General features: G+C 35.7%; 13 protein-coding genes. 9 read left to right on the forward strand and 4 right to left on the reverse strand.

The window, feature by feature from the left end:
* Positions 1–71 precede the first annotated feature (71 nt).
* Complete coding sequence (locus ESZ48_RS14085; protein WP_129018146.1) at positions 72–1,130, reverse strand: acyl-CoA reductase; 1,059 nt, start codon at positions 1,128–1,130, stop codon at positions 72–74.
* 184 nt (positions 1,131–1,314) lie between these two features.
* Here ESZ48_RS14085 and ESZ48_RS14090 point away from each other — a divergent pair, with 184 nt between their 5' ends.
* The 6 genes from ESZ48_RS14090 (at position 1,315) to ESZ48_RS14110 (ending at position 8,453) form a co-directional block, all read left to right on the forward strand.
* The gene (locus tag ESZ48_RS14090) at positions 1,315–1,668 is read left to right on the forward strand and encodes a 4Fe-4S dicluster domain-containing protein (RefSeq protein ID WP_129018147.1); all 354 of its coding nucleotides are present in this window, start codon (positions 1,315–1,317) and stop codon (positions 1,666–1,668) included.
* A gap of 155 nt (positions 1,669–1,823) precedes the next feature.
* A complete protein-coding gene (ychF, locus tag ESZ48_RS14095; RefSeq protein ID WP_129018148.1) occupies positions 1,824–2,918 on the forward strand; it encodes a redox-regulated ATPase YchF in 1,095 nt (364 codons plus the stop codon).
* Positions 2,919–3,142: 224 nt separating this feature from the next.
* On the forward strand, positions 3,143–3,292 hold the full coding sequence (locus ESZ48_RS19360) for a hypothetical protein (protein WP_190246272.1): 150 nt from the start codon (positions 3,143–3,145) through the stop codon (positions 3,290–3,292).
* Between the two features lie 149 nt (positions 3,293–3,441).
* Positions 3,442–5,307 carry a DNA topoisomerase IV subunit B gene (locus tag ESZ48_RS14100; protein ID WP_129018149.1) on the forward strand — a complete coding sequence of 622 codons (1,866 nt, stop codon included), beginning with the start codon at positions 3,442–3,444 and terminating at the stop codon, positions 5,305–5,307.
* Entirely contained in the window at positions 5,297–5,779 is a 483-nt protein-coding gene (locus ESZ48_RS14105) for a hypothetical protein (RefSeq protein WP_129018150.1), read from the forward strand. Before ESZ48_RS14100 ends, ESZ48_RS14105 begins: the two co-directional genes overlap by 11 nt.
* A 10-nt stretch (positions 5,780–5,789) precedes the next feature.
* Positions 5,790–8,453 carry a DNA gyrase/topoisomerase IV subunit A gene (locus tag ESZ48_RS14110; protein WP_129018151.1) on the forward strand — a complete coding sequence of 888 codons (2,664 nt, stop codon included), beginning with the start codon at positions 5,790–5,792 and terminating at the stop codon, positions 8,451–8,453.
* 856 nt (positions 8,454–9,309) lie between these two features.
* On the opposite strand, the gene ESZ48_RS14115 is transcribed toward ESZ48_RS14110, so the two are convergent.
* Complete coding sequence (locus ESZ48_RS14115) at positions 9,310–9,696, reverse strand: hypothetical protein (RefSeq protein ID WP_129018152.1); 387 nt, start codon at positions 9,694–9,696, stop codon at positions 9,310–9,312.
* A gap of 95 nt (positions 9,697–9,791) precedes the next feature.
* Complete coding sequence (locus tag ESZ48_RS14120; protein ID WP_129018153.1) at positions 9,792–10,166, reverse strand: helix-turn-helix domain-containing protein; 375 nt, start codon at positions 10,164–10,166, stop codon at positions 9,792–9,794.
* Positions 10,167–10,414: 248 nt separating this feature from the next.
* Between ESZ48_RS14120 and ESZ48_RS14125 the strand changes: the two genes are divergently transcribed.
* The 3 genes from ESZ48_RS14125 to ESZ48_RS14135 all read left to right on the forward strand — a co-directional run bounded on the left by ESZ48_RS14125 (position 10,415) and on the right by ESZ48_RS14135 (position 12,789).
* Positions 10,415–11,626 (forward strand): M14 family zinc carboxypeptidase, encoded by a 1,212-nt coding sequence (locus ESZ48_RS14125; protein ID WP_223266459.1) that lies wholly within the window; start codon positions 10,415–10,417, stop codon positions 11,624–11,626.
* A 73-nt stretch (positions 11,627–11,699) separates the two neighbouring features.
* Positions 11,700–12,179, forward strand: coding sequence for an Lrp/AsnC family transcriptional regulator (locus ESZ48_RS14130; protein WP_129018194.1), 480 nt, complete (start codon positions 11,700–11,702; stop codon positions 12,177–12,179).
* Positions 12,180–12,273: 94 nt separating this feature from the next.
* On the forward strand, positions 12,274–12,789 hold the full coding sequence (locus ESZ48_RS14135) for a DinB family protein (RefSeq protein ID WP_129018154.1): 516 nt from the start codon (positions 12,274–12,276) through the stop codon (positions 12,787–12,789).
* Here ESZ48_RS14135 and aroB read toward each other — a convergent pair.
* Positions 12,784–13,851 carry a 3-dehydroquinate synthase gene (gene aroB / locus ESZ48_RS14140; RefSeq protein ID WP_129018155.1) on the reverse strand — a complete coding sequence of 356 codons (1,068 nt, stop codon included), beginning with the start codon at positions 13,849–13,851 and terminating at the stop codon, positions 12,784–12,786. The genes ESZ48_RS14135 and aroB overlap by 6 nt on opposite strands.
* Between the last annotated feature and the right edge of the window lie 50 nt (positions 13,852–13,901).

Genomic DNA, 13,901 nt, shown 5'->3' on the forward strand with positions numbered 1-13,901 from the left:
TTTGGTTTTTGAAAGATACAAAGGTGCTAAATTCAAAGGGAATTGAGGGTAAGAAAATGATAATTTATCAACTATATTTTTAACAAAAACGCAATAGTATCAACATTGTCGGCATAGTCCCACAAATGTGGATGTTGGGTCTGTCCAAAAGCCACCGAATCCGCTGTAACTCCCTTAGAAACTACACATTGAATCTTGTCTTTGTTAGCCTCAAGTAGTGATTTAAGCTCGTCTCTATCGTTATAGTATTCATAAAATAGCGTTGCAATGGGAGAACCATAACTGGCATCTTCCTTGATCATTAAAAAGCCGTTTTCCAACAAATCAAATTCGCTCATCAAATAAACAGCTTTATTATAATCATAATTATTGGCATATTTATTTTGATGTATGATAGGATGCCATTCATAAACGCCATTAAAGAAGGCTCCAAATTCATAATCTTTGGGTACAAATAGCTTGGAAACGTTCCTACAGCCTAAACCATAGTACCTGAAAATATCCTCTGATAATGCTTTGAGTTCTTCATCGGTCTCTTCACCGGTCAATACGGCTACAGAGTTTCTATTCTTTCTGATAATAGACGCTTTTCCTTTGAAATAATGCTCAAAATATCGTGCAGTATTATCACTTCCTGTGGCTATTACCGCATCAAACTCAGATAGTTTTTCTTCGGTAAATGTAATTCTACCTTTAAACCCAGGTTCTAAATGCTCTAAATATTTAGCTAAATAGGGCAGAAGATGCTTGTCATTTGAAGATTGTTTTACAATAACTTCATGACCTGTAATAAGCACCGATAAGAAATCGTGGAAACCTACCAAAGGGATGTTTCCTGCCATGATAATGGCTACTTTTTTAGAAGAAATATTATTAAAGTCATACTTATCAAGCCATTGCTCAATATTGTTCTTTCTCAATGACTTAGACCATCCGCTTAAAGAGAATGAAATGTTCTCTTTAGTAAACCAACCATTGTGCTCGTGCGCCAATTTAATTTGATGTTTAAAACCGTCAAAAAATAAGATGTTGGTACTGATATTCTCATTTATTTTAAAGCCTTCTGTTGAAAATTGTTCGATAAATTCTCCCAGTTTTACGAAAGCGTTAATTCTTTGCTGTAAATCCATTCTGTATTTGGTTATGAATAGTTTTGGCGTTATTTTTGCATCGCAAAGTTAGAAAAATGAAATGAACGAGATTTGTTTAAGTCACAACTTTTTCTAAATGGTTTTAAAAATCAATAAAATCAGTTTAAAACCTCTAAAATCTCATCACTTTTTCTATAGTTAATATTTTAATGTAAAAGACGCTATGGCAATTATAATAACAGATGAATGTATTAATTGCGGTGCTTGTGAGCCTGAGTGCCCAAATACTGCAATATACGAAGGTGCCGACGATTGGAGATATAAAGATGGAACCAGTTTAAACGGTAAAGTGGTGCTTCCTAATGGGGCGGAAGTAGATGCTGATGAATCCCAAGAACCTATTAGCGATGAAATTTACTATATAGTTCCAGATAAATGTACGGAGTGTAAAGGGTTTCATGAAGAGCCACAATGTGCGGCTGTATGCCCAGTAGATTGTTGTGTTCCGGACGATGAACATATGGAAACCGAAGAACAACTTTTGTCAAAACAACGTTTTATGCATCCGGAAGGATAATAAATACGGTAATAATATTAGTAAAAAATCTCAAGTATAGCTTGGGATTTTTTTATGCAAATAATTCAGATAATTAACTAAATTTGCAGTCGCAAAAAATTGCGATTTTATTTAATGAGATTCCCACCGTTGTGGGAACGAAAATAAGTTTTTCAATGAAAGCCGGAATTGTAGGATTACCAAACGTAGGGAAATCGACCCTTTTTAACTGTTTATCTAACGCTAAAGCGCAAAGTGCCAACTTTCCGTTTTGCACTATTGAGCCAAATATAGGGATTGTTAATATTCCAGATCCACGTTTAGAGCGTTTGGAGGCCTTGGTGAAACCTGTGCGTGTGCAACCTGCAACCGTAGAGATAGTAGATATTGCGGGCTTGGTAAAAGGCGCCAGTAAAGGTGAAGGTTTGGGGAACCAATTCTTGGCAAATATTAGAGAAACAGATGCCATTCTTCATGTATTGCGTTGTTTTGACAATGATAATATTGTGCATGTTGATGGTAGTGTCAATCCTATTAGAGATAAGGAGACCATTGACATGGAGCTCCAGTTGAAGGATTTGGAAACTGTTGACAAGAAACTGGAAAAGGTAAAACGTGCCGCAAAAACGGGCAATAAAGAAGCGCAGAAGGAAGAAGCTGTTTTAGTTAAAATAAAATCAGCCTTAGAAGCAGGAGTTTCAGTACGAGCTTTGGAGTTTGCCAAAGATGATTACGACGAATTTGTCAGTCCTGCACAATTTATTACAGATAAACCGGTCATGTATGTGTGTAACGTAGATGAAGAATCTGCTGTTACTGGAAATGCTTACGTAGAAAGAGTCAGGGAAGCGGTTAAAGACGAAAATGCTGAAATATTAGTGTTGGCGGTCGGTACAGAAGCAGATATTACTGAATTGGATAGTTATGAAGAGCGCCAAATGTTTTTGCAGGACATCGGTCTTGATGAGCCAGGCTCTTCAAAGTTGATCAGATCAGCATACAAACTTTTAAAACAGCAGACGTATTTCACAGCTGGTGTTAAGGAAGTGCGCGCTTGGACAATTGATGTCGGTGCCACTGCACCACAAGCAGCAGGTGTAATTCACACCGACTTCGAAAAAGGGTTTATTAGGGCAGAAGTTATTGCCTTTGAGGATTTCTCAGATTTAGGTAGTGAAGCAAAAGCCAAAGAAGCCGGAAAAATGCGTGTAGAAGGAAAGAATTATGTCGTTAAGGATGGTGATATCATGCATTTCTTGTTTAATGTGTAGGAAAATCGTAGGTTAATTTTTTGAAACAAAATTGTTGTTGCCATTGGGTAGATTCGATATTAGGAGTTTATTTAAGTGGCAACAATGCTCTTTTCTTTGATTTTTTTGAAGGATTTTTATCAAGACGAACTTTAATGATCAGCATTCGTCGTATCTGCATTAAGAATAATTTCTTTTATCACCAATTTTATCCTTATCTTTCAATCGGATAAAATTGAAATCATATGAAAATTATATTATGGCTGGCTGTAGCAATCATCTTCTTTGTGGTGCTTTTCTACGTTTTTAAATTCGTGTTTATAACCTCTTTAATTATTGCAGTGGCAATTCTTATCGTCCCTATTTTATATTTCACATTTAAGAGTAAAAGCTAAAATAATACGTCGAAACGGATTCTTCATACTTCATAGTTCAATCTTCCGTCTCAATTTTTAAAAACTTTGTTAATTACTTTAGTATCTTGTGTTCTTTAGTTTTATAACGAAATATTATATTAGCAACCTATCTAAACTTTCATCCTTTTATGTCTCAAGAAACTGCCTATACCGAAGATAATATACGTTCGCTCGATTGGAAAGAGCACATTCGTATGCGTCCAGGTATGTATATTGGTAAACTTGGTGATGGCTCGTCACCTGATGATGGTATCTATATTCTTCTAAAAGAAGTTTTGGATAATTCCATTGACGAGTATGTGATGGGTGCGGGCAAGACCATTGAAATCTCCATTCAGGGAAATAAGGTGATCGTACGCGATTACGGTCGTGGGATTCCATTAGGTAAAGTGGTGGACGTGGTTTCGAAAATGAATACTGGAGGTAAGTACGATTCCAAAGCGTTTAAAAAATCAGTCGGACTTAACGGGGTTGGTACAAAGGCGGTGAATGCCCTGTCCAATTTTTTCCGTGTAGAATCTACTCGTGATAATAAATCCGCTTCCGCAGAATTTTCGCAAGGAAACCTCACCAACCATGAATTATTGGATGATACCTCAAGAAGAAAAGGTACAAAAGTGTCTTTTATTCCAGATGAAGCCATCTTTAAAAACTACAAGTATCGCAACGAATACGTTGAAAAAATGCTCAAAAACTATGTGTATTTGAACACAGGGTTGACCATTGTTTTTAACGGTGAAAAATATTTTAGTGAGAACGGTCTCAAGGATTTATTGGAAGAAAATATCAACGAATCTGATATGGCTTACCCAATCATCCACCTTAAAGGCGATGACATCGAAATTGCTTTAACTCACTCTAAAACACAGTATAGCGAAGAATACCATTCTTTTGTGAATGGACAGAATACGACACAAGGAGGAACGCACTTAGCGGCTTACCGTGAAGCTTTGGTTAGAACCATAAGAGAGTTTTACGGTAAGAATTTTGACCCTTCAGACGTACGGAAATCTGTGGTTACTGCAGTCGCCATAAAAGTTATGGAACCAGTTTTTGAAAGTCAAACCAAAACCAAGTTAGGTTCGACAGACATGGGGGGCAACTTGCCATCGGTAAGAACGTTTATCAACGACTTTGTTAAAACTCAATTAGATAACTTTCTTCACAAAAACCCAGAGACTGCTGATAAGATTCAGCGAAAAATCCTTCAGGCAGAACGTGAGCGCAAAGAATTGTCAGGGATCCGAAAACTTGCAAAAGACAGGGCGAAAAAGTCCAATTTACACAATAAAAAGTTGCGTGATTGTCGCGTGCATTTTGGAGATATAAAAAATGATCGGTATTTAGAGTCTACCTTGTTTATAACGGAGGGTGATTCTGCATCGGGAAGTATTACCAAATCAAGGGATGTGAATACCCAAGCTGTGTTCAGTTTAAGAGGTAAGCCTTTGAATTCCTACGGCATGAGCAAGAAGATTGTTTATGAAAATGAGGAATTCAATCTATTGCAAGCGGCATTGAATATTGAGGAATCTATTGAGGATTTACGCTACAACAACATCGTTATTGCTACAGATGCTGATGTGGATGGCATGCATATTCGTTTGTTGTTGATTACCTTCTTTTTACAGTTCTTTCCAGAATTGATCAAGGAAGGTCATTTGTATATTTTGCAAACGCCTTTGTTCAGGGTTAGGAATAAAAAGGAAACGATCTATTGTTATTCTGAGCAAGAACGTCGAGATGCTATCGAAAAATTAAAACCAAAACCAGAAATTACCCGATTTAAAGGTCTTGGTGAAATCTCACCTGACGAATTCGTCAATTTTATTGGAGAAAGTATTCGGTTGGATCCTGTTATGCTTGATAAAGATATGTCCATTGATGCGCTACTTGAGTTTTATATGGGCAAAAACACTCCGGATAGACAAGAATTTATTATTGATAATCTTAAGGTAGAATTAGATATAGTGGAGGAGATTCATGAGAACTAATAATTCTAAGGTTAAAAATATCATTATATCAGTCTATTTTATACTGATTGTGTTTGCCATCTTTCTGGCAACGGTCTTTAGTGCATTCAGCCACCTGACATCAAATCCATTATTGACTTTTCTTCTAATCTTGGGTGGATTCCTGATTTTGTTTTTTTCCGTGCATGCCATTTCAAAGTATTTTGAATACGATAGTGATGGTATAAAAGTGATCCTTATAAATAAAGGACTATTGTTATCAGACTATTTTAATTATAGAGAACATCTATTGGAATTTGATAAATCACGCTTGGTGGCATTTAAATTCAAAAACCATTTTGTCTATAAAAGTCTAACCCTGTATATAAAAAATTCTCAAGGACATACCAAAAAAGAGACCTTTAATGTGACCTTGGTCAATAAGAAGAAAAGACGCTACATTAGACAATCTCTAAGTAAAATGATTAAAGAGAATATAAAACCTACTAATTAAATACATTACATTGGAAGAAGATCATATACATAATGAAGAGGAGAACATTCAGGAAAATGGCAGTAATGAAACCATTACAAGAGTTACCGGAATGTTTAAGGATTGGTTTTTAGACTACGCTTCTTATGTTATTCTTGAGCGCGCGGTTCCTGCAATTGAAGATGGCTTTAAGCCTGTTCAGCGACGCATTATGCAGTCTATGAAGGACTTGGATGATGGGCGTTATAATAAAGTAGCCAATATTGTAGGGCATACTATGCAGTACCATCCGCATGGAGATGCCAGTATTGCGGACGCGATGGTACAAATTGGACAAAAAGACCTTTTGATTGATACTCAAGGTAACTGGGGAAATATCCTGACCGGAGACAGTGCAGCAGCATCTCGTTATATTGAAGCACGTCTTTCTAAGTTTGCCACGGAGGTGGTATTCAATCCTAAAATTACGGAATGGCAAGCCTCTTATGACGGTAGGCGAAAAGAACCGATTAACCTTCCTGTCATGTTCCCTCTATTGTTGGCACAAGGAGGTGAGGGAATTGCCGTTGGACTTTCAACAAAAATATTACCACATAACTTTATTGAATTGATTGATGCGTCAATCAAACATCTTAACGGAAAGAAATTCACCATTTATCCAGATTTTCCAACCGCTGGAATTATTGATGTCACAGATTATAAAGATGGCTTGCGCGGTGGAAAAATTCGTGTTAGGGCAAAAATATCACAGTTGGACAGAAGTACTTTGGTCATTAATGAGATTCCCTTTAGTACCAATACCTCGTCGTTGATTGATTCTATTTTAAAGGCGAATGATAAAGGCAAGATTAAAATCCGAAAAATCGAGGATAATACTGCAGCTAAAGTAGAAATTTTGGTGCATTTACCTTCGGGAATTTCGCCTGACAAAACCATTGATGCGTTATATGCATTCACCAACTGCGAAGTTTCCATTTCGCCATTGGGTTGTGTGATTGAAGATAACAAACCACTTTTTGTTGGTGTTACTGAAATGTTACGCCATTCTACCGATAACACCGTTCAGCTTTTAAAACTTAATCTCGAAATAAAACTCGATGAGCTTGAAGAGCAGTGGCATTTTGCATCCTTAGAGCGAATTTTTATAGAAAACAGGATCTATCGCGATATTGAAGAAGAAGAAACCTGGGATGGTGTTATAACCGCAATTGATAAAGGACTTCAACCACACATCAAGCATTTAAAACGTTCGATTACCACTGAAGATATTGAGCGTTTAACGGAAATCCGAATTAAGCGTATTTCTAAATTTGATATTGACAAAGCACAGCAAAAAATTGATGTGCTGGAAGATCAAATAGCACAAGTAAAGCATGATTTAGCGCATTTGGTGGATTACGCCATTGCTTATTTTACCCGTCTTAAAAACGACTATGGAAAAGGAAGAGAGCGTTTAACAGAAATCCGTTTGTTTGATGATGTTGATGCAACAAAAGTAATCATCAGGAACACGAAGCTTTATGTCAATAGAGAAGAAGGTTTTATTGGTACATCTCTCAAAAGAGATGAATATGTCTGCGACTGTAGTGATATAGATGATATTATCGTGTTTACAAGAGATGGTAAAATGATGGTCACTAAGGTGGATGCCAAAACATTTGTTGGGAAAGATATCATCAATGTAGAAGTATTTAATAGGAAAGACAAACGCACCATTTATAATATGATTTATCGCGATGGCGCGAAAGGTCCATCGTATGTTAAACGATTTTCTGTTTTAGGTGTCACTCGAGATCGTGACTATGATTTAACCAATGGTAGCAAAGGCTCTATGGTTTGGTATTTCTCATCCAATCCAAATGGCGAAGCAGAAGTGATCACCATCTATCTCAGACAGGCAGGAAGTGTTAAAAAGCTGAAATGGGATCTTGATTTTGCGGATATCCTTATCAAAGGACGAAATTCCAAAGGAAACCGAGTAACCAAATATGCCATCAGGAAGATTGAGCTTAAAGAGAAAGGGATTTCTACTTTAAAACCTCGCAAGATATGGTTTGATGATACTGTCCAGCGCTTGAATGTGGATGGAAGAGGCGAGTTGCTTGGTGAGTTTAGAGGTGAAGATCGATTGTTGGTCATCAATCAATCGGGAGTTTTAAAAACTATTTTGCCAGAATTGACCACACGCTTTGATAGTGATATGATTGTTTTGGAGAAATGGATTCCGAAAAAACCAATTTCTGCCATTTATTTTGACGGCGACAAAGAGCGTTATTACGTGAAGCGTTTCCTCATAGAACATGAAGGTAGAGAAGAATTGTTTATATCTGATCACCCAAAATCGCAATTGGAAATCATTTCAACCGATTGGAAGCCTATGGTTGAGGTGGAGTTTACAAAAGAACGTGGCAAAGATAGAAAAGACAATTTAGAAATCAATCTGGAAGAGTTCATCAGTATCAAAGGCATTACAGCTTTGGGGAATCAATTGACAAGAGATAAAGTAAACCAGATCAGTTTATTGGAACCATTACCTTACGAAGCTCCGGAAGAAGTGCCCGCTGAAGAGATTGAGGTTGTTGATTTAGAGAATATTTCAGAAGATAAGGCATCTAAAACTTCCGATTCTAATTCAGATGACGATTCTAATGAGGACGATCATTTGGAAGAGAATGGACAGGGGAAGTTGTTTTAATCTCCATTCGTGCTGATATACTTTTAAATGTGATTGGTAAGAAGGTTTACAGACTGACAAATGTAGAATTGTACGACGTTATCATTAATGGTTCTGAATAATTTGCTGTTGAGGAACTGCGTTTAGAGCTGGATTCCAGAAAATTTACTTTAAAGCAACTCGCGAAGATTGAAGTCGATTATCTCCACTATAAGGAAATTCAACAAAAACGTAGTGATCAATCTTTGACCACACAGGAATATTTGATGTTATTTATTTTCCCTTTTTTCACTCCAAAACCCAGATGGCGAGATGACCACTTTTCACAATCTGAATTAGAACGTTATGAAATGTACGGATTCACCAAAAAATATCAACAAGCAGTAAGGCCAAACGATTTGGAATGTTGTTTTGGTTTTTATTGTTAATTGTGTGTTCTGTAATATTTCCTTTCTTCAGTAATTGATTTCTGTATTCCAATTCATTTCAAAGATTTATATGGAACTGCTAAAGATTAACTTATCGTACCTCTTAAAATATTAAAAATATTCCTTCTGATTTTTATACCTAAACTCCGATATATGCATTATAATTTATAGGTCTGACTCTTAAATCACGAGCAGTATGGTTGCTTTAAGGCTTTATTTCTAAAATAATAGCACCATTTTGAGAAGAGTGAAAGCTTCGCTAATTTGGAGAATGTTTTAATTTATAAAAATTGATATGCTGTTGTTGTGTGCCCTATTGCATAACATACATATCATTAAAGGTGAATTATTAATCGCAATAAAAGTATTGTCAGATTTTGAAATTATACCTAAAAGAACGATTCATACAATAATAAAATCTCAATTGTCAACAAGAGAGATATAGGCTGTTATTCTATTCTTGTTGCAGAGCCTTGTTCGACGTGTTTTTGTTGGCTACCATGCTGAATTGCCAAACTGTACTCAAAGGTGTAGGAGTCTTCAGAAGTGGTTAAAATCTTCATGTGGATGGCCTTTTCCTCACTCATGTTCTTCGGATTGATATGCTTCATGATGAATTCACAATCGTTGATCCATCTTATTGAGGCTGTATCGATTTTGTTTTCATAATAGTCGATGTTCAGATCTTCAGTTCTCACAAACCGACCAATTTTTTCAACGCCATCAGTTGTATACTTAAATTCAAACGTACCTGTCTTAAAATCTTTGCATTCACGCTCCTTATTGTAGCAGCTAGATAATAAGAGTAAGAAAACAAAAGCTATTGGAAATTTCATGATTTTCAAATTTGCAAACAAAACTACTCAAAAGAAAGTTATTTCATATCTAAAAATTCGAAAGTTGACAAGCTATCCAGAATAACGGATAGGAATCAATTTTTCACAAATTCCTTAAAAGTTCCATCCGTATAGAAAATGACAATCTTTTCAATGCTTTTATCTTTTGTGTCACTAGGAGAATTTGCTGGGCGTAGTGGAGTGTCTGCAATCTGATTTTTTTCTGAAGTAATATTTTTGGGCCTGGACGGAAATTCGCCTTTCCCATTTAACAGCCAATAAAGTTCAACTTCAGGATAGGAGGCTAAGACTTTGAGGACAAAATCTAAACTAGGTTTGTTCCGTCCTGATAGAATATGTGAAATACTCGAGCGCTGAACACCTATGATATCGGAGAAGGAAGACGCCGATTCAGCGTAGTGATCGATGACTTTCTGTAGCCGCTTTGCGAAATCATCACTGTTGATCATTGTGAACTCGTCTTTAAGTTTTGTTGAGTTACAAATGTAACGAATACTCTCTCTTAAAGCTAATTATTTATTTAATATTGGAGTTTTAGATTAAAGCTCAATTTCATATAATACATCATAATAACTTGATTATTAATTCGTTAACTCGCGTATTGAAGAGTTATACAATTTTGATCATTTTCTTAAAAACCGCACTACATCATTTGAGAAAGCTTGTATATCATTGTAAACAAAACTCAATCATTTTGATGTTTACAAATGTAAATTATCAATTGTTTACATTTGTAGCACAATTATTCAGCATGACTATAGAGCACTTAAGAAACGAATATGAACAGTACCATGAGGCATCTCTTTTTGGTCGTTATATTAATTCGGATCATATCAAAAATCTGATTGAAAAGCATAGTAATAATTTTGACGTATCGGTTCTTGGGAAGTCGGTTTTAGAAGAAGAAATTCACTTCATAAAAGTTGGGTCCGGACGAAAGAAGATTTTGATGTGGTCTCAAATGCATGGGAACGAAAGCACAACCACTAAAGCGGTGTTTGATCTTTTGAATGTTCTTGCCGAATCTAAAAATGACACTATGAAGAGTCTTTTGGGTAAATGCACTATCGGAATCATTCCCATGCTGAATCCTGACGGCTCACGAGCTTATAGTCGTTTAAATGCAAATCAGGTGGATTTGAATAGGGATGCACAGAATTTATCACAGCCAGAGAGTAGGATCCTAAGGCATTGCTTTGAGGAGTTTAAGCCGGACTTTTGCTTTAACCTTCATGGTCAGCGCACTATTTTTAGTGCTGGCGCGACCAGTAAGCCTGCAACGGTTTCTTTTTTGTCGCCAGCTCAGGATGTGATGTGCTCGGTTACTAATACACGAAAAATGGCTATGGATGTCATTGTTAAAATGAATCAGAATTTACAAAGGCAGATTCCCGGTCAAGTTGGTATTTATGATGATGCTTTTAATATCAATTGTGTTGGGGACACTTTTCAGGCTTTAAATGTGCCAACAATTCTATTTGAAGCTGGGCATTATCATGATGATTATGATAGGGAGAAAGTAAGAGAGCTGATTTTTCAATCCCTATGGGTTGGAATGGCAGAAATTATTTTTGGAGATCCGCAAGGCTCTAAGGAAAACGCGTATTTTGAAATCCCTCAAAACGATAAGTTGTTTTATGACATTATTATTCGAAAGGTGAAATTGGAAAGAGGAGATGTTCATCAAATTTTGGATATAGCTGTTCAATATGAAGAGAAACTCCAGCAAAATCAGATCGTTTTCATACCAAAAATTGAAAAGATCTCTGATCTAAGTGGTTTTTTTGGTCACAGAGAGATTGATGCCCATAAACAATTGGTGTTTGTCGAAGATAATAAAGTATTAAATGAGGGTCTCGCAATCGATTTCGTATTGATTAATGGTAAGAAACACACACTATTTGTTTAAAAAAGAAGCTTTTGATGTATTATCTTCAACATATTTCTACTATTTTTGTAAAAAATTTAATATTTTACAACAAATGGGAAAGTTCAAATTAGATGAAATCGATCATCAAATTTTAGACATGTTAATTGATAATACGCGAATTCCATTTACGGATATTGCTAAAAAATTAGTGATTTCGGCAGGAACGGTTCATGTGCGTGTCAAAAAAATGGAAGAAGCTGGTATTATTCAAGGATCATCATTGACCTTAGATTATAAAAAGCTAGGGTATTCTTTTATTGCTTATGTGGGTGTTTTTTTAAATAATACTTCTCAAACAAAATTTGTTTTAGAACGTATCAGTGAAATTCCTTTTGTTACGGTAGCTCATATTACCACCGGTAAATTCAATATTTTTTGTAAGGTGCGTGCTAAAAACACATCGCATGCAAAAGATATTATTTTTATGTTAGATGATATTGAGGGTATTTACAGAACTGAAACAATGATTTCATTGGAAGAAAGTATAAATGATAAGAAGCGTTTAATGCATTCTATTTTTAACGAATTATAATCTCATTGCTAGATATAAACTAGTAATAAATCAATACCCTTTGTTGAGCACTCAATGAAGGGTGTTTTGATTGAGGTCATTCATATACTGTTTTATGACGAAAAGAGATATAGGTTCAGATGAATATAATAGTTATTATCAGCCTTATATAGATAAAACTGGTGATGGTAACGTATTTGATAGTTTAAGAAATAATTCTGAAATAATAATTCAATTTTTTAAAACTATTAAGAAAGAAAAGCTGGACTATCGTTACGCTGAAGACAAATGGACTATTAGGGAGATTCTCCTGCATTTGATAGATACAGAACGTGTGTTTGCGTATCGCGCCATGTGCATTGCGAGAAAAGACATGACCGAATTACCTGGTTTTGATCAAGATGCCTTTGTTGTGCACAGTCAGGCCAATGAAAGGAGTGTTGAAAGTCTTTTGTCAGAATACCGGAATGTTAGAATGGCTACTGTTTCTTTATTTGATAGTTTTGACCTTAAAAGTTTAGAACAAATAGGTGTTGCCAATGGTAGTGATCTTTCTGTTAGAGCCATTGTGTTTATCATTATTGGTCATGAAAACCATCATCTTGAAGTTATAAAGGAGCGCTATTTATAATCTGTAGAATTCAAAAGCTTTTATAAGTAGTTCATTTTCCACCAAGCAATCAATTTTTGGTGCTCCAATTTCTTTCAGTAGCACAAAATTGATATTGCCATGCTCATTCTTTTTGTCATATTTTAAAAGATCGATGATGGCGTTATGGTCAGAGGCTTCAATAGTCACTTTTTTGAAGATTTTCAGGAAGGTCTCTTTTATAATCTCCAAATCATTTTTTGGGAAACCCAATAATTCAGATGAGATGTAGGTTTCCATAATCATTCCAACGGCAATAGCTTCCCCATGGAGCAATTCCTTCCTGTCTGATGCACTCAAAAAATAAGACTCGATGGCATGACCTAAAGTGTGTCCAAAATTAAGAGTCTTACGAAGACCATGCTCATTTGGATCTTCAGTTACAATGGTGTTTTTTATTTCAACAGATTGATGAATCAAGATGTCTAAATCGTCTAAGGTTAAGTTATTAAGATCCAAAAATTCATTCCAATATGATGGGTCGTAAATAAGGCCATGCTTTAACATTTCGGCTAATCCACTTTTTAAATGATTTTGAGGAAGTGTATCTAGAAAACTTGTATCCACAATAACCATATCGCCTGAAGAAATAACACCGACTTGATTTTTAAGAGCACCCAGATCAATACCTGTTTTCCCTCCCACAGAAGCGTCAACCATTGCCAAAAGTGAGGTAGGAACGTTAATATATTTTAAGCCACGCTTGAAAGTACAGGCTACAAATCCGCCTAAATCAGTAACAACGCCTCCACCAACATTAATAATGAGACTTTTTCTGTCTGCTCCCAGCTCAGATAACGCATTCCATACACCTACACAGGTGTCTATGTTTTTATGAGCTTCACCGGCTTCAATTTCTATGATTTCACATTCCAGATCTGTTTCTAATTTCGACATGAAATGTGGTAAGCAATGGGTGTGTGTGTTGGTGTCAACAATGATAAATAATTTTGAAAAACGATTGTTCTTTAGGTAGTTATTTAGTTCTCTATATCCTGTTGCATTAAAATGAACAGCATAAGTATCGGTCGTAATTGAGGTCATTCTTTTTGTAGCTTTAATAATGGATGAAAATAAGCAGTTTTTAATTAATT

The organism is Gelidibacter gilvus (assembly GCF_004115975.1).
GTDB classification, from domain to species: domain Bacteria; phylum Bacteroidota; class Bacteroidia; order Flavobacteriales; family Flavobacteriaceae; genus Gelidibacter; species Gelidibacter gilvus.

Excerpts from the sequence above, each read along its gene's own strand:
- ESZ48_RS14105 (WP_129018150.1), top strand. The coding sequence starts at position 5,297 with ATGAGAACTAATAATTCTAAGGTTAAAAATATCATTATATCAGTCTAT.
- ESZ48_RS19360 (WP_190246272.1), top strand. The coding sequence starts at position 3,143 with ATGAAAATTATATTATGGCTGGCTGTAGCAATCATCTTCTTTGTGGTG.
- ESZ48_RS14125 (WP_223266459.1), top strand. The coding sequence starts at position 10,415 with ATGTTTACAAATGTAAATTATCAATTGTTTACATTTGTAGCACAATTA.
- ESZ48_RS14085 (WP_129018146.1), bottom strand. The coding sequence starts at position 1,130 with ATGGATTTACAGCAAAGAATTAACGCTTTCGTAAAACTGGGAGAATTT.
- ESZ48_RS14120 (WP_129018153.1), bottom strand. The coding sequence starts at position 10,166 with ATGATCAACAGTGATGATTTCGCAAAGCGGCTACAGAAAGTCATCGAT.
- ESZ48_RS14100 (WP_129018149.1), top strand. The coding sequence starts at position 3,442 with ATGTCTCAAGAAACTGCCTATACCGAAGATAATATACGTTCGCTCGAT.
- ESZ48_RS14135 (WP_129018154.1), top strand. The coding sequence starts at position 12,274 with ATGACGAAAAGAGATATAGGTTCAGATGAATATAATAGTTATTATCAG.
- ESZ48_RS14115 (WP_129018152.1), bottom strand. The coding sequence starts at position 9,696 with ATGAAATTTCCAATAGCTTTTGTTTTCTTACTCTTATTATCTAGCTGC.
- aroB (WP_129018155.1), bottom strand. The coding sequence starts at position 13,851 with ATGACCTCAATTACGACCGATACTTATGCTGTTCATTTTAATGCAACA.
- ESZ48_RS14090 (WP_129018147.1), top strand. The coding sequence starts at position 1,315 with ATGGCAATTATAATAACAGATGAATGTATTAATTGCGGTGCTTGTGAG.
- ESZ48_RS14130 (WP_129018194.1), top strand. The coding sequence starts at position 11,700 with ATGGGAAAGTTCAAATTAGATGAAATCGATCATCAAATTTTAGACATG.
- ychF (WP_129018148.1), top strand. The coding sequence starts at position 1,824 with ATGAAAGCCGGAATTGTAGGATTACCAAACGTAGGGAAATCGACCCTT.